We start from the raw sequence: 18,711 nt of genomic DNA, 5'->3' as shown, positions 1-18,711 counted from the left end.
AAGTTTTTAAATTTTTTTGCATCTAATAGTATATAACACGGAGATATGGAAACAAATAAAAACATACAAGATAAGGTTGATAGTGCGTTTAGCGCGCTTGATGCCATCGAGCCTGTAAACGTGTCTCCCTTTTTTAAAGATAAAACCATGCAGGTGTTATTTGCCGAAAAGGAAGAAAAACAAAGCGTTTGGAGTTGGTTTACACCTAAGCTGCAATTAGCGACATTGGTTTGTATAGTTGTACTTAATGTGGTTGCTTTTAGTAAAATGGAAACCGCATCGAGTTACGATGAGAATTTAAGTGAGTTTGCCGAGTCTTATGGGTTGGTGGCTAGTGATAAGGATACCTTAATATTAAATTAATTATGTCTAAAAAATTACCATTATATATTCTACTTGTTTTTTTAATTGTGGTGAATGGCTTTTTTCTCTATAATTATTTAGGTGCAGGACCGAATAATAACACAAAAGAGCCTATGCGTCCTAAAATGTTTTTAACAAAAGAGTTGGGGTTTAATCCGGCACAAAAGGCAAGGTTTGATGTGTTAGATAAAAAGCACCATAAACGTATGCAAAACATTAGCAGCGAAATTAGAGTGTTAAAGGATGATATGTTTAATGGATTCTCTGATGCTAGTTTTGATGAATCTAAAATTATAGCGTTAACAAAATTAATAGGAGAAAAGGAAGCAGCTAAGGATTTAGAAGTTTTTAGATATTTTAGTAAGATTAAAGAGATTTGCACTGCAGAGCAACAGGAAACGTTTAATAACATATTAAAAGATGCACTTAGGCGTGGCGATAGAGCGCAAGGACCTCCAGAAAGAAGACCGGGAGAAAGACGAGAGGATGGGCCCAATGGTCATAGACCTCCGCCACCAATGGATGGCGAAGGTATGGAGCAAATGCCTCCGCCTAGTCAATAAAACAAATAGCTTTAAAAAAGACCTTCATATTTTGAGGGTCTTTTTTTTGTGATTTTTTTAACAGAAGGCATCACAAGTTTAAAAATAGTATAGCATCTAAAAGTACATAACAATAAAATTTAGAAAATATGAACAAGGTATTTAAAACAGTCATTTTGGTTTTTGGAATAACATTATTTATGTCGAACAGTTCTTTTGGACAATCTGATAATAGACCTGATAGAAAAGAGCCACCAACTTTTAAGGAGTTATTAGAAGAGATGGATGCCGATGAAGATGGGAAACTTTCTGAAAAGGAAGTTAAGGGACCTTTAAAAAAGGATTTTGCTAAAATTGATGCCAATGAAGATGGGTTTATTACAGAGGAAGAATTGAAAAATGCGCCTAAGCCAGAAAGAAAAGAAAGAAAATAACCTTAAAATTTTATAAGATGAAAACAATACATGCAATTAAACTAATAACTAAAACGGCAGTTTTTGTATTACTAACGTTCTTTTTTATAGGCTGTAATAATGATGATAATACAGTAAATGAAGAAAGTGTTGAGGAAGAGGTAGAAGTTGTAATAGATGATACCGATTTTGAAGCTACAGATTGGACCACGGAAACACACACTAAAGATGTAGATCCAAATTTTGATGAGGTTTTTGAAGATAACGCTGTAAAACGTTTAGATATAGTCATTACAGAAGCGCGTTGGCAAAATATGTTGGATGATATGACCTATTTGTACGGTACTTTTGGAGGTGGTTCTAGAGGTGGTGGTTTAACCGATACCGACGAAGACCCAATTTTTGTGCCTGCCGAAGTGTTTTATAAAGACAAAGAATGGTATAGAGTTGGTGTGCGTTTTAAAGGTAACTCTAGCTTGCAAACCAGCTGGCAAAATGGTATTTTAAAACTATCATTTAAATTAGATTTTGATGAGTTTGAAGATGATTACCCACAAATAGATAACCAGCGTTTTTATGGATTTAAAAAATTAAGTCTTAAAAACAATTTCGACGATAAATCGATGTTACGCGAAAAAGTAGCTGCCGATGTGTTTAAAAATGCAGGTTTAGCAGTATCTCATACAGCATTTTATACCGTTTATGTTGATCATGGAGATGGTCCGGTATATTTTGGTTTATACACTTTGGTTGAAGAGGTTGATGATACGGTTATAGATACACAATTTTCCGATGATGATGGTAATTTATACAAACCAGATGGCGACGCGGCAAGTTTTGCTAGCGGTACGTATGATGAAGATGAATATGTAAAGAAAACAAATGAAGATGAGGCCGATTTTAGCGATGTAGCAAACTTACTTTCTGTAATAAACGATGGAATACGCAGCACTGATGCGGAAACTTGGAGGTCTAACTTAGATGCTGTTTTAGATACCGATGTGTTTTTAAAATACTTAGCTGTAAATACGGTTATTCAAAACTGGGATACTTACGGTATAATGACGCATAATTATTTCTTATATAATAATCCAGATACTAGTAAGTTAACATGGATTCCTTGGGATAATAATGAGGCGCTTCAAGAAGGAAAACAAGGTGGTGCTGCAAATTTAGATTTTTCGAATATTTCTGCATCACAATGGCCACTAATTGGTTACATGTATCAAGATGAGGTTTACAAAGCAAAGTATCAAGCTTATGTGCAAGAGGTTGTTGATGGTGCTTTTAATACCAGTACTATGCAATCCTTATATACATCGTATGCTGCTTTAATTGAGGAGTATGCCACTTCAGAGAATCCAGGATATACGTTTTTAAATTCAAGTGCCGATTTTCAGACTGCGGTAAATACGTTAAAAAGTCATGTGTCTTCTAGAGCATCAGCAGTAAGTATTTATTTAAACAATTAATATAATATTTGAGTTTGGTTTAGTTTTTTTAAAGGCCTCATAAGTGATATTATGAGGCTTTTTTCAAAAAAAAGAATGTTGGCCACAAGTTATTGGTAAAAACAACATCTAAATACAAAGTAGAATAAATTAATAATAATGAAGATGAAAAATAGATATCTAACAATATGTATGCTTTTAATAGTATTAGTAAGCTGTAAAAGTAATACCGGGACACATAGTCACGATGCTGAAGGCGTACATTCGCATAACCACGATAATGAAAGTCCTATTAATTATTTTGGAAACTATTCTTTAATTAACGAGGGTTATGGTACTAAAACCATTGTAACTGTTAGTGGTAACACCCGGAAAATGGTTACCAACGCGTTGCCCAATCATAAAACTGGAGCTTTTCCAAACCAAGGGAACCCTAATAGTATTTCGGCACAAAATAAGACCTACACCTTTCCTGTAAAACCAAAATATACAGGAGAAGCACAGTGGGTAAGAGAACCAGGAATTGCCTTAAACGGTGTAAAATTCGAGCCGGGAACTGCTGAGGTTGTGGTGTGCGATACTGGTGAAAATTATAGGGTGGAAGCCTTTCAAGATTTAATTGATTTAGGATTAGATTTTAATCATGCTCACGTTCAACCTACAGGAGCTTACCATTATCACGGGTCGCCTACTTCGGTAATCCAAAATTCAGATACCGGTCATGATTTGGTTCATGTTGGTTTTGCACATGATGGTTTCCCTATGTATTATTCAAAAAGCGGTGCGTATAAACCGAGTTATAAGCTTTTGGATGGTAATAGAGAAGGAGAGGATTGCACGTATACCGCCCGAGAAACTATTGATGTTTCTGTTGGTGGTCATCACGATGGTACTTACGGTTCCGATTTTGAATATGTTGAAGGTTATGGCGATTTGGATGCCTGTAACGGGATTAATATAAATGGGCAATACATGTATTTGGTAACTAATGAGTTTCCATATGTAAGTCGTTGTTTAATGGGTGAAGTTGAGCAAGAGGAACGACGCGGACCTCAAAACAGAGAAGGAGGAAACCGACCAAGGCAAAGACCTAGCGCTACCGATATTATTAAGCAAATGGATGCTAATAAAGATGGTAAATTATCTGAAAAAGAAGCTAAAGGACCATTAGCTGACGATTTCTCTAAGGTTGATGCTAATAAAGATGGATTTATCTCAAAAGAAGAATTAGAAAAAGGACAAAAACAAAACAAACAAGGTCGTCAAGGTGGGCGACCACAAGATAATAGAAATTAGTTTATGAACGAGCGCAAGTTTATTTTAATACTGGCATCTAAATATTAATAATATTAAAACAATAAGACTATGAAATACTATTTGAAACCTTTTACTTTCATTACAATTTTTGCTTTTGCATTATTTGCTTGCAGTAGTGATGACTCTTCAAGTACAGATAATGCTAATGATGGCGATGACGACGTAGATGAGGTTGCTGTAACAGAATTGCATGCGGCTTTTGCTGAGTTTAACCAAGATGCGGTTACTGTATTTTTATCTGATGATGGTACCGAGGTTACTATTGAAACAACGGGATATCCAGATCATGCTTCAATTTATTGGGAGCCGGATAATGTCCTTTATAAAGACGAACCAGATGTAAGAAAAACAACTGAAGATACTTATATTGGTGGTGGGCAAGGTGAAGCTACAAGTATTACCGTTGATGCAGTACCAAACTTAACTGGTGCAACTGTTGCTACCCAGTTAAATACAATTGGTATAGCGGTTAGTGGATCTTCTATATTTAATGATCAAGAAGGTGCTGGAGATTTAGATCAAGCCGCAGGAAGTTTAGATTGGGCAGGTGCTCATAAAGGTCCGGGAGTATATCACTACCATTTAGAGCCTACTCCAATTACTAGTAATGATGATAGTTTGGTAGGTATTTTACTTGATGGTGTTTTTATTTATGGAAGACAGTGTAGTGCTACAGGAGCTGTTCCAACCGATTTAGATGCTTCAGGTGGTCACACATCTATAACGCAGTTTACAGATGGGGCAGAAGAATATCATTACCATATTATTAATGAGGTGTATGCCGCAGGAAATTATGCCTATGAACCAGCGTATGTGCTTTTTGCTGGACCTTTTCAAGGGTATTAAAACATAGAAAAAACATGAAACCAATTCTTTTTCTTGTTCTCATTGCTTTTTGTATAACGTGTTGCAAAGAAACATCGTCTAGTAAACCTGTAAATGCAGTTGGTAAGGAAGTGCAATCTATTGTTATAGATAGTGTTGAGGTGCTGAAAAAAGAATTGGTTCTTAATGGGAATAAAGGCCAATGGTTTTACAACGATAAACCATACAATGGCTATTCTTTAAAGTATCATGCTAATGGTGTTTTAGAAGAAAAATGGGGCTTTTTTAATGGGAAAAGAGAAGGTGTTGCAAAACGTTGGACTAAAAAAGGAAACCTTCAATTAGAGTCTTATTATAAAAATAATAGGTTAGAAGGTGTCTATAAAACATGGTGGGAAAACGGTGTTTTGGCAGGTGAAACTTTTTACGAAAAAGGTGTTAAACAAGGTGTTGAGAGAAAATGGTTTTCAAGCGGTCAATTAAATAAATTAAGGCATTTTGTAGATGGAAAAGAACACGGTTTGCAAAAAGCGTGGTTAGCTAACGGTAAAATATATGTTAACTACGAAGCTAAAAATGGTCGAACTTTTGGTTTAAGTAGAGCAAATTCTTGTGTTAGGTTAGAGGATGAAGTTGTTATTAGAAAAAATTAATATTATGAAATACTTAGGTATAATAATGTTGCTAATTTTTACAGCTTGTAAAAAGGACATTAAAAAAGAAACGGTTAAAGTTGTTGAAAATAGCAGAGTAGATTATTTGCCGTATTACAACGACGAAACTTTTACTCCACATTGGTTAACTCCAAATACCGAAGAAGAGAAAGCGTTTCATAAAATTCCAGATTTTTCGTTAACAAATCAATTGGGAGAAATGGTTACTCAAAATACGTTTGAAAATAAGATTTATATAACAAATTTCTTTTTTACCACTTGCCCTGGTATTTGTCCTAAAATGACGGGTAATATGGCAAAAATTCAGGAGGAATTTAAAAATGATAAGGATATCCTATTATTATCACATTCAGTAATGCCTAGTACAGATTCGGTTTCTGTTTTAAAAGCTTATGCTAAAAATAATAATGTTATAGCCAATAAATGGCATTTAGTAACAGGAAGTCGGCATGATATTTATACCCTTGGTAGAGATCATTATTTTGTTGAAAGTGATTTAGGAGAAGAAAAAAGTATTGAAGATTTTTTGCATACCGAGAACTTTTTATTGATTGATAAGAATAAGCATATTCGCGGCATATACAATGGGTTAAATCGCGCTTCTATGGCGCAATTAATTATAGATATCAAGGCATTAAAAAAAGAATCTTGAGTTGGTTAATAGCAATTGTTTTGACTTAAAGCTTTGTGATTTATTCATGAAGCTTTTTTACTTTTATAGAAATTCGAATTTATGAAGCGTATTGTACTATTAATTTTAGGTGTTGTTGTGTTCTTTTCCTGCGGAAAAAAGGAAGCAGTTGCTAAGTCTAGAGAGTTAAACGAGGTCTTTATAATAAATCATCAATTAGATTCATTATTAAGTATAAGAGCGTTGGAGATTACTAAGGATGATAATGTCTTTTTTCTAACATCAAATGGTTATGGTGGTGTTGTTTATTATTCAGATGCGGATGAAAAATCGAATGTGGTGTATCCTATTCCTATGGCTCATGATAGTGTAAATAATAATTTTAGAGCATTTGCAGCTACTAATTACAATGGTTTTGCTTTATCTATAGCTTCGCCTGCTAGATTGTATAAAATTAAGAATGACGAAAAAGTTCTAGTTTACCAAGAAAACCATCCCAAAGCATTCTATGACTCTATGGAGTTCTGGAACGACCAAGAAGGAATAGCTATAGGAGATTCTACGGATGACTGTTTAAGTGTAATTATAACTAGAGATGGTGGTAACACCTGGAAAAAACTATCCTGTAATGATTTACCAAAAGGAACAGAAAACGAAGGTGCTTTTGCAGCAAGCGATACTAATATTGCTATTATAGGCAATAATACTTGGGTGGCTACAACGGCTAGTCGTGTTTATTATTCTCCAGATAAAGGTGAAACATGGCGTGTTTACAATACACCAATAGTTAAGGCTAAAGAAACAGAGGGTATTTATTCAATTGATTTTTACGATGAGTTAAACGGATTCGCTATTGGTGGCGACTATACCAAGCCAGATAATAATGCTGCTAACAAAATAAGAACTAACGATGGTGGTAAAACATGGCAGCTCGTAGCTCAAAATCAAAATCCGGGGTACAGAAGCTGTGTACAGTATATCCCTAATGGTAACGGAAAAGAACTAGTTGCTGTGGGGTTTAAGGGTGTCGATTATAGTAATGATTCCGGCGACTCCTGGAAACATTTAAGCGATGAAGGCTTTTATACCATTCGTATTCTAAATGATTCCGTGGCGTATGCTGCTGGGGCGGGTAGGATTTCTAAACTAGTGTTTAAGTAAAGTGTTTTGTCTTCTCTTTTAGGTTTTTAATCTTTTTTTTAAATGTTTTTGGTTGTAGTAACACCATTAACAAGGTGGTTATTCTTGTTTTTTTTAGTGTTTTTTAAATTTTAACACTCAGAATCTTACATTAAAAAGGCCTTTTATTTCCGAGATTGATATTTTATTCATGTTTTTTTTGTTAAAATTTTAAAATATTTTTTTAAACGTCAATAATACGTTAATCCCTTTGTTTTCAAGCTTTTCAAAATTTTTCCGACCTTAAAAAGTTTGTAATGTGCTCAATTATAAGTAATTGTTGATAAAATATATTTTGATATTAACTTTCAATTAGTATATATTTGCATAACAAACGTCTAAAGTACGTTTATTGAAAAATACTAAACTAAACATTGAAATTATGAAATCACCACTTCAAAACACTAAGCAAAATCTGTCTGCTTCTGTTTTTAATTCAAGACAATCAAAATGTAACAAAACGCGTTTTATTCAATTAGTATGTTTGTGTGTTCTGTTTTTAGGATTTAATACAGTTACTGCTCAAGATGAAAATAACAACGACGATTACAAAGCTTTTACAGCTGGAGCACATATAAAAAACATGCATTTATGGCATGGTTTTGTAGTACACCCAGGTGCCATGTTAGCTACTAACTTAGAGTATAACTCTAGAGATAAAAAATTCACATTTGGTTTATGGGGAGGAGCTAGTTTAACAACTGTAGATGTTGTAAATAAAAATACTGGCGAAAACGTAGGGGCTCACTACCAAGAGTTTTCATTATATACTAAATACCGTTTCTCTGACAAGTTTTTTATAGAGGCGGTTACACATAATAACTATACAGGTGTTGAAGAACGTGGCGATGTATTGCATTACTGGAGTTATGATAAAACACAAGGCTACAACTTTGTAGATCTTAACTTTGGGTATAACATTTCACCTAATACATTATTATATTTTGCTACTATTCTTAGTGGTGGCTCGGGCGATTACGAAGTGCAAGAAGATGGTTCTTTAGAGGATTCATGGACACATTACTTTGAGGTTACAAGTAAAGTTTGGGAAAAACAAGATGCTAACTTATCTTTATTTGTAGGTGGAGCTTGGTCTTTTGTAACCGATAAAACATTTTATACCGAAGGTGCAGGAAACCTTATTAATGTAGGTGCTACTTACGGTGATAAAATTAAAATTGGTAATCATAAATTACCAATAGGAGTTACAGCAATGTGGAACCCAGAAAAAGAAAAAACTGTACTTCAAGTGGATATAACCATTTTTTAGTACTTTAAAGAATATAAAATAAACTATTAACTAAATTAAGATATAAAACCATTTATTATGAAAACAAAAAACATGACATCCGTTTTAAGGCAAATTGTTAAACCATTATTTGTTTTAACCTTATTATTTAATCTTTCAAGCTGTGTAGATCAAGGAGCATCCACTCAAGCAGATGTAAATAGTGCCGAAGATACTAGCGCAAAAGTAGAAAGCGCAATAGATTTAACTGGGAAAAAAATAGGGTATGCTACGCCGTCTTTAAACGCACCGTATTACCAAGCCCTTTTGCAAAGTATTAAAGCAAGTACCGAAAAAAATGGTATGGTGTTTTTATCTGCCGACGGACAAGATGATATTAATAAGCAAGTTGCAGCAGTAGAGGATTTAATTACTAAAGGTGTTGATGCTTTATTATTAAATCCAAAAGATCCTGATGCCTTAGTAGGTGTAACAAAAGTGGCTAAGGCTGCTGGTATTCCGGTTTTTATTATCGATAGTTCTATTAATCCTTCTGCAGATTACGTAACAACTATTCAGTCTAATAATTTAGCAAATGGTGAGTTAGCAGGCGAGTGGTTAGTTAAAAAAATGGGAAACACTAAAATGAACATTGCTTTATTAAGTGGTAATGCTGGAAACCCTGTAGGAAGAACTAGAAAACAAGGACTCTTACAAGGTATAACGGAAGAACAATTAAGAACCCAAGGTAAAATTGATTTAAACGTTAAAACGCAAGCATATACAGAGTGGTCTTACGCAGGTGGTTTAAAAGCTATGGAAGATATACTAGTAGCACATCCAGATATTAATGTTGTTATTACAGAATCTGATGTGTGTGTATTAGGTGCTATAAAAGCAATAAAACAGGCAGGTAAAACAGATGATATTTTAATTGTTGCTGGTGCCGACGGACAAAAAGAAGCTATTAAGTACATTATGGATACCGATTTTTACGGATGTACTGCAATGAACAGTCCGGTGCAAATTGGAAAAAATGCCGTAGAGTATGCTATTCAATACATGAATGGAAAAAGAGATTTCAAGAAAACGTCATTCACAGCGCCACTATTAATTACAAAAGAGAATGCTGCTAAGTATTATGATCCTAAAGCCTTATTTTAATCTTTAAAATTCATTTATATGAAAACTTCAGATAGTGAATACAGATTAGAAATGACCGGAATATCAAAAAGTTTCGGTGTGGTTTCTGTACTTGAAAATGTAAACCTTAAAGTAAAGCCTGGAGAAATCCATGCTTTACTAGGGGAAAACGGAGCAGGGAAATCTACTTTAATCAAAATTTTAAGTGGTGTGCACCAAAAGGATTCTGGAAAAGTAATTTTAGATGGCGAAGAAATTAGTCCTAAAAACACTCACGATGGTCAGGTTTTAGGTATCAGTGTTGTGTTTCAAGAGTTATCCTTAGTAAACGATTTATCAGTGGCCGAAAATATTTATTTGCACAAATTGGGCTCAAGTAAATTTTGGATGAACTGGAAAGAGATTACTAAAAATGCTCAAGATTTAATTGATTCATTAGGGTTTGATATTGATGCTTCTGCTCGAGTTAGAGATTTAAGTATCGTTCAAAAGCAAGTGGTAGAAATAGCTAAAGCATTATCAGAAGATACTAAAGTATTGGTATTGGATGAGCCAACTACGGTTTTCGACCCAACAGATACTAAAAAGTTATTTGACAACCTTTTTAAACTTAGAGATAAAGGAATTTCTATTATTTATATATCGCATCACTTAGATGAGATTTTTAAAATTGCAGATTCTGTAACTGTGCTTAGAGATGGTGTAGATACAGGAAGTATGGCTGTAAAAGATACAGATACAGACGGTGTAATTCGCTTAATGATTGGAAGAGAATTAAAAGATTTATATCCAACTCGCGATGTTGAAATTGGTGAGGTTCCTGTTTTTGAAGTTAAAAATTTAACGGCTAAAGATACCTTAGTTCATGATGTGTCATTTTCGGTACGTCCGGGAGAAGTTTTAGGAATTGCAGGTTTAGGAGGAAGTGGAAGAACGGAAACAGCTAAATTAATTTTTGGAGCTCATAAAAAGAAATCTGGAACTTTAATTTTAAACGGAAAGGAAATAAAAACCAATACGCCAGTGTGTGCAGTTGGTCACCAAATAGGATTTGTTTCCGAGGATAGAAAAGAAGATGGTGTGTTTTTACCATTATCGATAAGACGCAATATTAGCGTTACCAATTTTTCTGGTATCTCTGGTAAATTAGGGTTTATAAATGTAGCGAATGAATATAAAAATGTTTTAGAATTAATTGAGAAGTTAAACATTAAAACACCAAGTTCTGAAGTTGACGTTAAAAACCTAAGTGGAGGAAACCAACAAAAAGTAGCTTTAGCTAAATGGTTAAGTATTGATAGTAAAGTTATTTTTATTGACGAGCCAACTCGTGGAGTCGATGTTGGTGCTAAAATTGAAATTTACAACCTAATTAACGAAGTTGCCAAAAAAGGAGTTGGTGTGGTAGTAATTTCATCGGATATGCCTGAAATTATGGGTATTTCAGATCGCATCTTAGTTATGCATGAAGGTACATTCTACGGAGAATTATCAAAAGAAGAATTTTCTGAGGAAAACATTTTACGCTATTCTATTGGCGAAAAACTTAAACAAGTAGTCTAACAAAGCTATAACAAAAAACAAAAAAAACAATGGCATTAACAATAAAACAACAACTAAGTAGCCCGGGTGGTTTACTTAAGTTTCTCGTAAAACATAATACAATTTTCATTTTCATATTGCTGGTAATATTTTCAGCATTAATTTCCGATGTGTTTTTTACATCAACAAACCTTTCAAATTTATTAAAACAAGTATCTGGTATAGGTATTATTAGTATTGGTATGTTGCTTGTAATTCTAACAGGTGGTATCGATTTATCTGTGGGTTCCATGGTCGCATTATTAGCAGTAACCTTTGCTATATTGGTTAATGTAGTAGTGCTTCCATTGGCCATAATATTAACTATTATTATTGGTTTTGGTTTAGGGAGCGTCTCGGGTTATCTCGTGGCATATCAAAAAATGGCACCGTTTGTAGCAACTTTGGCCTTAATGACAATTGCTAGAGGCTTAGGGTTTATTTACTCTAAAGGATCTCCAATTACCTTTAAAACTCCAGGTGGCGAATTCATGTCTAATTTTGCAAATAATTCAACTTTAGGTGTTCCAAATATTGCCATTGTATTCTTTTTAATTGTCATTTTAGCTATGGTTTTGCTTCGCTACAATGTATTTGGAAGATTAATTATTGCTATTGGAAGTAACGAAGAAGCATCTCGTTTATCTGGTATAAAAGTTAATAAATATAAATTTCTAGTTTATGCAATTTCTGGAGCTTTAGCAGCAACAGCAGCCGTAATTGTAGCTTCTAGAACCAACTTAGGATCTCCTAATATGGGTATGGCTTGGGAGCTAGATGCTATTGCAGCAGTTGTAATTGGTGGTGCAAGTTTAAATGGCGGAAAAGGTACGGCTATAAACACATTAATGGGTGTGCTTATTTTGGGTTTAATTGGTAATATTTTAAATCTTTTAAATGTGCCATCCTATCCACAACAAGTAGTTAAAGGAGCAATTATCATTTTTGCAGTGTTACTTCAACGTTTCGATAGCAAATAAAAAAAAGAAATAATGACAACATATAAATTAAATAACTTAAACTTAGAAAAGTTTAAGGAGGTGGCAGCTATTCCTAACTATAACAGGGATGCCATAAAAACAGGGATTGTACATGTTGGTATAGGAGGGTTTCATAGAGCGCATGAGGCCTTGTATACAGATGATTTGTTACACGATAAAACAGTAAAGGATTGGGGTATTTGTGGAGTGGCATTGTTAGATTTTGATACTAAAATTTACAACACTTTAAAAGCTCAAGATGGATTGTATACTTTGGTTGTAAAAGAGTTAGATGGAACACTTTCTAGGCGTATTATAGGTTCTATTGTTGAGGTGTTATACGCGCCAGAAAACCCAATAAAAGTTATTGAGAAAATGGCAAGTCCAGAGGTTAAAATAGTATCACTTACTATTACCGAAGGAGGTTATAATTATAACGAGGCTACTGGCGAATTCAATTTTGAAAACCCATTAATTCAATATGATATAGAGCATTCGCAATCTCCAAAAACTATATTTGGTTATTTAACGCAAGCTTTAAAATTACGTAAAGCAAATGGGGTAAAAGGAATTACTATTCAGTCTTGCGATAACATTCAAGGTAATGGAGACATGACCAAGAAAATGCTAATGAGCTATATTAATGTTGCCGAACCAGAATTGGTAACTTGGGTAGCATCAAACGTATCGTTCCCTAATGCTATGGTAGATAGAATTACACCAGCAACTAGTCCTATTGATATTTCAAACTTAAAAGAAATAACGGGAATTGACGATGCGTGGCCTGTAGTTTGCGAGCCATTTAAGCAATGGGTAATCGAAGATGATTTTATTTCCGGACGACCAGCCTGGGAAAACGTAGGAGCACAATTTGTAAAAGATGTTGAGCCTTTTGAAAAAATGAAACTTCAATTACTTAACGCGGGACATTCTGTTTTAGGGATATTAGGCGCTTTAATGGGGTATGATACCATTGATGAAGTAGCTAATAATCCTATTATTAATAGCTTTTTACGGGCTTATATGAGACATGAGGTTGCACCCGTGCTTAGCGATTTAAATGGTGTCGATTTAGAAGCTTATGAAGCCTCGTTGTTAGAGCGTTTCGGGAACATTTATATTAAAGATCAAATAGATAGAATTTGTAGTGAAAGTTCGGCTAAATTCCCGATTTTCGTATTGCCAACTATAAATTCTCAGTTAAAAGAAAACGGGCATATAGAGCATGCTGCTTTTGTAGTTGCAGCTTGGGCTATTTATAGTTTAGGACAAGATAAAAACGGTAAAGCCTTATTGATTAAGGACGCTATGAAAGCAGAATTAAACGAAAAGGCTATCGCTTCAAAAAATAATCCGGTTGCTTTTTTAGAGATTGAGTCCATTTTTGGAAAACTAAAAGATTCTAAGCTTTTTGTTGAAACGTATACTAAAGCCTATCAAGATATCTCAAGTAAAGGTGTTGAAAATTGCGTTTTAGAAATTAATGCAAACATGTTAAACTATAATTAAAATGGCAAATATAACTTGTTTTGGAGAGGTGTTATGGGATGTTTTTCCAACCCATAAAAAAATAGGAGGAGCGCCATTAAATGTTGCTGCCAGATTACAGGATTTTAATAATACTGTTTCGATGGTTAGTCGTGTGGGGAAGGATAAAAAAGGCCGTAAAATTTTAAAGTTTTTAAAGGGTAAAGGTGTTAATACAGATGGTGTTCAAATAGATGAAATCTTTAAAACAGGAAAAGTAAAAGTTACATTGGATGTTGAAGGGTCAGCATCATACGATATTATGTTCCCTAGAGGGTGGGATAAAATAGAGCTTACAGATCAAGTAATTTCAGTTGTTGAGAATGCTGATGCTTTTGTTTTTGGAAGTTTAGTAGCTCGCGATGTAATCTCCAGAGAAACACTGTATGTGCTTTTAAAATTGGCAAAATATAAAATTTTCGATGTTAATTTAAGAGCACCTCATTACACTATGGATGTATTGTGGTATTTAATTAATCAGGCCGATTTTGTAAAGTTTAATGATGATGAGATTCTAGAAATAGGAAGCAATTTAGGTTCTAAGGCGCAATCTTTAGAAGAAATTATAGCCTTTGTCGCTAAAGAAACAAATGCCAAAACTATTTGTGTAACCAAAGGAGGTAATGGTGCTATTTTGTATTATCAAGATGCCTTTTATTACAATAGTGGTTATAAAGTAAATGTGGTAGATACTGTTGGTGCAGGCGATTCTTTTTTAGCTTCAATAATAACACAATTGTTAAATAAAACAGAGCCGCAAGAGGCCTTAGATTTTGCTTGTGCTGTAGGTGCTATAGTAGCAAGTAGGGAAGGCGCTAATCCAGAAATTAAACAAGAAGATATTGATAAAATGGTTAACTCCTAAGAATTTGTTTTTTTGTTAATAGTGTTAAAGGCTTCATGTAAATATTCATGAAGCCTTTTTCTTTTTTAGATTTACAGTAATTTGTCATTGAATTGTTTTACACTTTCCTTGATGGTGTGGTTTCTTAAATGATTTAAATAATGAAGATATTTGTTAGTAAACACAGGATTGCTGCTTAAATCGTTAAATACCGGTTCTATTTCTAAAAATTTAACTGGATTTTGTTGCGATAAAGCCGCCATTCTAATTAAAGTATTACTAATAGAATCGACAATATTATAGGCATAACCCAAATCGTTAATACCATCGTTATATTTACACCAAGCTGCAATAATAAAAGCGATGTGGTTAATTGAATTGTTTTCTGATAGTTGAATTTTTAAGGTGGATAGAATAAAAATCGGGATTTTGGCTGAACTTTCACTACAAATCCTAGACAGGCTATCGTTAATATTAGAGTTTTTAAACCTAGAAATTAAGGTGCTTTTATACGCTTTGAAAGTCATGTTTTCGGCATCTACTAAAGTAGGTGCCACTTCTTGATGCATATAGGATTTTAAAAATTGAATAAAAACATCGTCGTTTGCTGCTTCATGTACCGTTTTATATCCGTGTAAAGTTCCTAATATCCCTAAAATACTGTGGCCAGCATTTAAAAGCTGAAGCTTCATGTTTTGATAGGGTTCAATGTTTTTAACAAACTGGACGCCTACTTTTTCCCAGTTGGGTTTGGTTTCAAAAAAATTATCTTCAATAACCCAATTTGTAAAGGGTTCGCAAACAACGGGCCATTGGTCTTCCACTAAAAAGTTGTTTTTTAGTGCATCAATATCTTTATGTTGGGTTGTTGGAGTAATCCTATCTACCATCGTATTGGGGAAGGTTGTATTGTTTTTTAGCCAAGGTAAAAGTTCAGGTTCGTTTTTTTCAACATAGTTTAGAAACGAATGTTTCATGGTGTCGCCGTTGTTTTTAATATTGTCGCACGACAGAATAGTACAACCACTTATACCACGAAGTTTTCTTAATTTAAAGGCTTGTGTTAAATATCCAAATACCGTTTTAGGATTAAAAGGGTTCACAACTTCTTCTGCTACCGAGGGATGTTTTTGGTCAAACTCGCCTGTAATTTCATTTAAATGATACCCGTCTTCCGCAATGGTAAGCGATATTATTTTAATATCTGGGTTTGCTAAACGTTCTATAACAGCCATTGGGTTTTCGGGGCCAAAAAAATATTCTACAATAGCACCAATAATTTTGGGTTTCTGAAAGCCTGTTGGGCTTTTGGTTATTAATGTGTAAAGGCCGTCTTGATCTTTTAAAACATTATATGTTTTTCTATCGGAATCCAAAAGGTCGATACCGCAAATACCAAAGTTAAAAGCTTGATGTTTTTCTATTAACTCATTAATATAAAAAGCCTGATGAGCACGATGAAAATTACTAACGCCAATATGAGCTATACTTGTTGTTATTTGATCGCGGTCAAATAATGGAATGGATGCATTTTCCTTTATAGCATCAAGGTTTTCCATTTTTAAATATAAAGAATTTGGCATTTTATAAAGGTGTTACTAGCGTTGTTTTAATTTCTTTTTAAATTTACATAAAAAATTAATGAATTGCATTGAAATTTTATGGTTTCATTGTATATTAACAGTGTGTAAGTTGAATTTTAATGCCCTCTTTTTTTTAAGCATAAATGGATTTTAGGAAGCGAGATAATGTATCGGTAGATTGTGTAATTTTTGGTTTGGATACCGATGGTTTAAACATCTTATTACACAAACGTACGCTTAATATGTTTAATGATAATTACCCTGTAATTGACGATTGGGTTATTTGTGGAGGTCGCGTGTATATAAGTAAAACTTTAGAGGCTTCGGCTAATATAATTTTTCAAAGTAGTACAGGGTATAACGTTTTTAATAGAACGCAGTTTCGTACGTACGGTAATCCTTCGCGAATAAAATCGGATAAAGATTTACTATGGGTGCGTAGTCATGGTGTTAAAACACAGTCTATGACTATTGCGTATTATTTTACTCAGCCTAAAGATTGTATTTCGGTTAATGAAAAGCATTTTAAATGGTTTCCTATTAAGGGTTTACCTGAGTTGGGTTTTGATCATAGCAAGATTATTAAGGATGCTCATGAAGACCTCATGAAAAAAATTATGGTAGAGCCTATAATTTTTAATTTAATGCCAGATAAATTTACCTTAAATGAATTGCAATTTGCTTTTGAATCTATATTAGATATTGAGCTAGATAATCGTAATTTTAGAAAAAAAGTATTAAAGAAAATATATATCGTTCCGCTGAATGAAACTAAAAAAGGTAATGCTAAAAAGCCATCTAAATTATATGTATTTAGCAGAGAGGTTTACAATAAGGTTACCGAAAAGGACTTTATAGTTAATGTGTAAAAAAAAGAGGATCATTAATGATCCTCTTTTTTCCGTTTTTTATATTCTTCTAACATTTTCTTTTTAAAATCATCTTCAGCTATTTTTAAAAGTATTATTTTTTTTGGTGATAATATTTTGCTAAGCTGTTTCGAAAATTCCATTCTGGCGTTGTGCTTCTCTACTTCAGCCTTTTCAAGTCGCGCTAATAACGCATTAGCCTTTTTATCGTTTAGCGTATCTAAGCTTTCTCTTATTTCCTTACGTATTTCTCTAGATTCAATATACCTAATAGCATAATATTGCTTTTCATATTCGTTATAAATAGGCCAAAATTGTTGCGCTTCTTGTTCAGTCAAATCTAGTTTTTCTGTAATAAAGGATACCTTTAATGATTTTATTCGTTCTCTGTTTTTATGTTGGGCTGATATGTGCAAGGACATAAACAGCACCACTATAAGTATTATTTTTTTCATCTTCTTTTTTTTTAATCTAAAATTAATGTCTCTATATCCACATTATTTAATAGGTATTCTTCAATATTATCTTCATTAAAATTATAGTCAATAAAAGTATCTTCATCAATTTGCTTGTCGCTAAATAGAGCGGCAATTTCATAGGTGCTAATACTTTCGTCTTCTAAATAATTTTCAACGGTTTCAATATCTAAATTATCAAAAGTAGGTTTACTATCAAAAATAGATAGGTTGAATAATAATAAAATAGCGGCAGCAATACTCGATACGTAAATTATGTTTGTTTTGCTAAACAAAGGTATAACTTTAGGTTTCTCTTCGCTTAGAGCCTTATTTAATACGCGCTCGTTAAGTGATTCAAAATAGTTGTCTGGTACTTTAAATCCAGGTGTATTGACACTGTCTAGAACAGATTCAGTATTTAATTTACTGAAAATTTTTTCTTCAACAGAATCAAAATAATCATCAGGTGTTTTAAAACCTGCAGATTTAAGATTATGTAATTCTTTATTTTTCATTTTCTTTTTATTACTACTTATAAGACTAAATTAAAATGGAAAGGTTTAATTTTGAGTTAAGTAGGCTTCAATTTTTTTTACGGCTATATGGTATGACGCTTTTAAAGCGCCTTCGCTTGTTTCTAATATTTCAGACATATCCTTATATTTTAAATCTTCAAAATATTTCATATTAAAAACCAATTGTTGCTTTTCTGGTAAAGTTGCAATGGCCTTTTGAAGTTTAAGTTGAATGGCGTCTCCCTCAAAATAAACATCTGAAGTTAGGTTGTTAATTGCAAGTTGCTGAACTTCTTCATTACTTATCTTTAAGCGGTTAGCTTTTTTGTTTAAGAAGGTAATAGATTCGTTGGTTGCAATACGATACATCCATGAGAATAATTTACTATCACCTTTAAAATTATCGATGTTTTTAAAGATTTTTATAAATGTGTTTTGAATCACATCGTCTGCATCGTCATGCGATTTTACAATACTGCGTATATGCCAATATAAGCGCTCTTTGTAAAGTTCTAATAGAACTTTAAAGGCTTTGTTTTTATGGGTTTTAGATTTTAATTGTTCTAATAGTTGTGCTTCTTCAATCAC

At 33.3% G+C, this 18,711-nt stretch carries 20 protein-coding genes; 16 read left to right on the top strand and 4 right to left on the bottom strand.

Translation table 11 applies throughout. The features are described 5' to 3' along the window. Positions 1–45: 45 nt before the first annotated feature. From AAFN75_RS00905 to AAFN75_RS00835, 15 genes are all read left to right on the top strand, one after another. Positions 46–363, top strand: coding sequence for a hypothetical protein (locus tag AAFN75_RS00905; protein WP_411807830.1), 318 nt, complete (start codon positions 46–48; stop codon positions 361–363). Positions 364–365: 2 nt separating this feature from the next. Further along, positions 366–926, top strand: a complete 561-nt coding sequence (locus AAFN75_RS00900; protein WP_411807829.1) for a Spy/CpxP family protein refolding chaperone — start codon at positions 366–368, stop codon at positions 924–926. 128 nt (positions 927–1,054) lie between these two features. Then, positions 1,055–1,339: an EF-hand domain-containing protein gene (locus AAFN75_RS00895; RefSeq protein ID WP_411807828.1), complete on the top strand. Its 285-nt coding sequence runs from the start codon at positions 1,055–1,057 to the stop codon at positions 1,337–1,339. Between the two features lie 17 nt (positions 1,340–1,356). After that, positions 1,357–2,790 (top strand): CotH kinase family protein, encoded by a 1,434-nt coding sequence (locus AAFN75_RS00890; RefSeq protein ID WP_411807827.1) that lies wholly within the window; start codon positions 1,357–1,359, stop codon positions 2,788–2,790. A gap of 144 nt (positions 2,791–2,934) precedes the next feature. Beyond that, complete coding sequence (locus AAFN75_RS00885) at positions 2,935–4,065, top strand: YHYH protein (RefSeq protein ID WP_411807826.1); 1,131 nt, start codon at positions 2,935–2,937, stop codon at positions 4,063–4,065. A gap of 69 nt (positions 4,066–4,134) precedes the next feature. After that, positions 4,135–4,932 carry a YHYH protein gene (locus AAFN75_RS00880; protein WP_411807825.1) on the top strand — a complete coding sequence of 266 codons (798 nt, stop codon included), beginning with the start codon at positions 4,135–4,137 and terminating at the stop codon, positions 4,930–4,932. Between the two features lie 14 nt (positions 4,933–4,946). Continuing rightward, a complete protein-coding gene (locus AAFN75_RS00875; protein WP_411807824.1) occupies positions 4,947–5,564 on the top strand; it encodes a toxin-antitoxin system YwqK family antitoxin in 618 nt (205 codons plus the stop codon). A 4-nt stretch (positions 5,565–5,568) separates the two neighbouring features. Next, complete coding sequence (locus AAFN75_RS00870; RefSeq protein ID WP_411807823.1) at positions 5,569–6,237, top strand: SCO family protein; 669 nt, start codon at positions 5,569–5,571, stop codon at positions 6,235–6,237. 81 nt (positions 6,238–6,318) lie between these two features. Next, entirely contained in the window at positions 6,319–7,377 is a 1,059-nt protein-coding gene (locus AAFN75_RS00865) for a WD40/YVTN/BNR-like repeat-containing protein (protein WP_411807822.1), read from the top strand. A 400-nt stretch (positions 7,378–7,777) separates the two neighbouring features. Then, on the top strand, positions 7,778–8,665 hold the full coding sequence (locus tag AAFN75_RS00860; protein WP_411807821.1) for a hypothetical protein: 888 nt from the start codon (positions 7,778–7,780) through the stop codon (positions 8,663–8,665). Positions 8,666–8,722: 57 nt separating this feature from the next. After that, entirely contained in the window at positions 8,723–9,787 is a 1,065-nt protein-coding gene (locus AAFN75_RS00855) for a substrate-binding domain-containing protein (RefSeq protein WP_144117871.1), read from the top strand. Between the two features lie 18 nt (positions 9,788–9,805). After that, a complete protein-coding gene (locus AAFN75_RS00850; protein WP_144117870.1) occupies positions 9,806–11,329 on the top strand; it encodes a sugar ABC transporter ATP-binding protein in 1,524 nt (507 codons plus the stop codon). 29 nt (positions 11,330–11,358) lie between these two features. Continuing rightward, a complete protein-coding gene (locus AAFN75_RS00845; RefSeq protein WP_411807820.1) occupies positions 11,359–12,327 on the top strand; it encodes an ABC transporter permease in 969 nt (322 codons plus the stop codon). A 12-nt stretch (positions 12,328–12,339) separates the two neighbouring features. Beyond that, on the top strand, positions 12,340–13,836 hold the full coding sequence (locus AAFN75_RS00840; protein ID WP_411807819.1) for a mannitol dehydrogenase family protein: 1,497 nt from the start codon (positions 12,340–12,342) through the stop codon (positions 13,834–13,836). Between the two features lies 1 nt (position 13,837). After that, complete coding sequence (locus AAFN75_RS00835; RefSeq protein ID WP_411807818.1) at positions 13,838–14,719, top strand: carbohydrate kinase family protein; 882 nt, start codon at positions 13,838–13,840, stop codon at positions 14,717–14,719. Between the two features lie 71 nt (positions 14,720–14,790). Here the strand turns inward: AAFN75_RS00835 and AAFN75_RS00830 are convergent, their stop codons facing one another. Next, on the bottom strand, positions 14,791–16,281 hold the full coding sequence (locus AAFN75_RS00830) for a mannitol dehydrogenase family protein (RefSeq protein WP_411807817.1): 1,491 nt from the start codon (positions 16,279–16,281) through the stop codon (positions 14,791–14,793). Between the two features lie 143 nt (positions 16,282–16,424). Here AAFN75_RS00830 and AAFN75_RS00825 point away from each other — a divergent pair, with 143 nt between their 5' ends. Beyond that, positions 16,425–17,150, top strand: coding sequence for an NUDIX hydrolase (locus AAFN75_RS00825; RefSeq protein WP_411807816.1), 726 nt, complete (start codon positions 16,425–16,427; stop codon positions 17,148–17,150). Positions 17,151–17,164: 14 nt separating this feature from the next. Here the strand turns inward: AAFN75_RS00825 and AAFN75_RS00820 are convergent, their stop codons facing one another. Genes AAFN75_RS00820 through AAFN75_RS00810 form a run of 3 tightly spaced genes read right to left on the bottom strand, consistent with a single transcriptional unit; the run spans position 17,165 to position 18,711 of the window. Continuing rightward, the gene (locus AAFN75_RS00820) at positions 17,165–17,605 is read right to left on the bottom strand and encodes a Spy/CpxP family protein refolding chaperone (protein WP_411807815.1); all 441 of its coding nucleotides are present in this window, start codon (positions 17,603–17,605) and stop codon (positions 17,165–17,167) included. An 11-nt stretch (positions 17,606–17,616) separates the two neighbouring features. Next, the gene (locus AAFN75_RS00815; RefSeq protein ID WP_411807814.1) at positions 17,617–18,123 is read right to left on the bottom strand and encodes a hypothetical protein; all 507 of its coding nucleotides are present in this window, start codon (positions 18,121–18,123) and stop codon (positions 17,617–17,619) included. Between the two features lie 45 nt (positions 18,124–18,168). After that, positions 18,169–18,711 carry an RNA polymerase sigma factor gene (locus AAFN75_RS00810; protein WP_411807813.1) on the bottom strand — a complete coding sequence of 181 codons (543 nt, stop codon included), beginning with the start codon at positions 18,709–18,711 and terminating at the stop codon, positions 18,169–18,171.

The organism is Algibacter sp. AS12 (assembly GCF_046736315.1).
Classification (GTDB): Bacteria; Bacteroidota; Bacteroidia; order Flavobacteriales; family Flavobacteriaceae; genus Algibacter_B; species Algibacter_B amylolyticus.
This window is presented reverse-complemented; position numbering and strand designations above follow the sequence as displayed.

Bases quoted from the DNA above. Each gene is read 5' to 3' on its own strand.
- AAFN75_RS00880 (WP_411807825.1), top strand. From the start codon at position 4,135: ATGAAATACTATTTGAAACCTTTTACTTTCATTACAATTTTTGCTTTT.
- AAFN75_RS00845 (WP_411807820.1), top strand. From the start codon at position 11,359: ATGGCATTAACAATAAAACAACAACTAAGTAGCCCGGGTGGTTTACTT.
- AAFN75_RS00885 (WP_411807826.1), top strand. From the start codon at position 2,935: ATGAAAAATAGATATCTAACAATATGTATGCTTTTAATAGTATTAGTA.
- AAFN75_RS00825 (WP_411807816.1), top strand. From the start codon at position 16,425: ATGGATTTTAGGAAGCGAGATAATGTATCGGTAGATTGTGTAATTTTT.
- AAFN75_RS00865 (WP_411807822.1), top strand. From the start codon at position 6,319: ATGAAGCGTATTGTACTATTAATTTTAGGTGTTGTTGTGTTCTTTTCC.
- AAFN75_RS00820 (WP_411807815.1), bottom strand. From the start codon at position 17,605: ATGAAAAAAATAATACTTATAGTGGTGCTGTTTATGTCCTTGCACATA.
- AAFN75_RS00870 (WP_411807823.1), top strand. From the start codon at position 5,569: ATGAAATACTTAGGTATAATAATGTTGCTAATTTTTACAGCTTGTAAA.
- AAFN75_RS00895 (WP_411807828.1), top strand. From the start codon at position 1,055: ATGAACAAGGTATTTAAAACAGTCATTTTGGTTTTTGGAATAACATTA.
- AAFN75_RS00900 (WP_411807829.1), top strand. From the start codon at position 366: ATGTCTAAAAAATTACCATTATATATTCTACTTGTTTTTTTAATTGTG.
- AAFN75_RS00905 (WP_411807830.1), top strand. From the start codon at position 46: ATGGAAACAAATAAAAACATACAAGATAAGGTTGATAGTGCGTTTAGC.
- AAFN75_RS00875 (WP_411807824.1), top strand. From the start codon at position 4,947: ATGAAACCAATTCTTTTTCTTGTTCTCATTGCTTTTTGTATAACGTGT.
- AAFN75_RS00830 (WP_411807817.1), bottom strand. From the start codon at position 16,281: ATGCCAAATTCTTTATATTTAAAAATGGAAAACCTTGATGCTATAAAG.
- AAFN75_RS00835 (WP_411807818.1), top strand. From the start codon at position 13,838: ATGGCAAATATAACTTGTTTTGGAGAGGTGTTATGGGATGTTTTTCCA.
- AAFN75_RS00815 (WP_411807814.1), bottom strand. From the start codon at position 18,123: ATGAAAAATAAAGAATTACATAATCTTAAATCTGCAGGTTTTAAAACA.
- AAFN75_RS00840 (WP_411807819.1), top strand. From the start codon at position 12,340: ATGACAACATATAAATTAAATAACTTAAACTTAGAAAAGTTTAAGGAG.
- AAFN75_RS00860 (WP_411807821.1), top strand. From the start codon at position 7,778: ATGAAATCACCACTTCAAAACACTAAGCAAAATCTGTCTGCTTCTGTT.
- AAFN75_RS00890 (WP_411807827.1), top strand. From the start codon at position 1,357: ATGAAAACAATACATGCAATTAAACTAATAACTAAAACGGCAGTTTTT.
- AAFN75_RS00850 (WP_144117870.1), top strand. From the start codon at position 9,806: ATGAAAACTTCAGATAGTGAATACAGATTAGAAATGACCGGAATATCA.
- AAFN75_RS00855 (WP_144117871.1), top strand. From the start codon at position 8,723: ATGAAAACAAAAAACATGACATCCGTTTTAAGGCAAATTGTTAAACCA.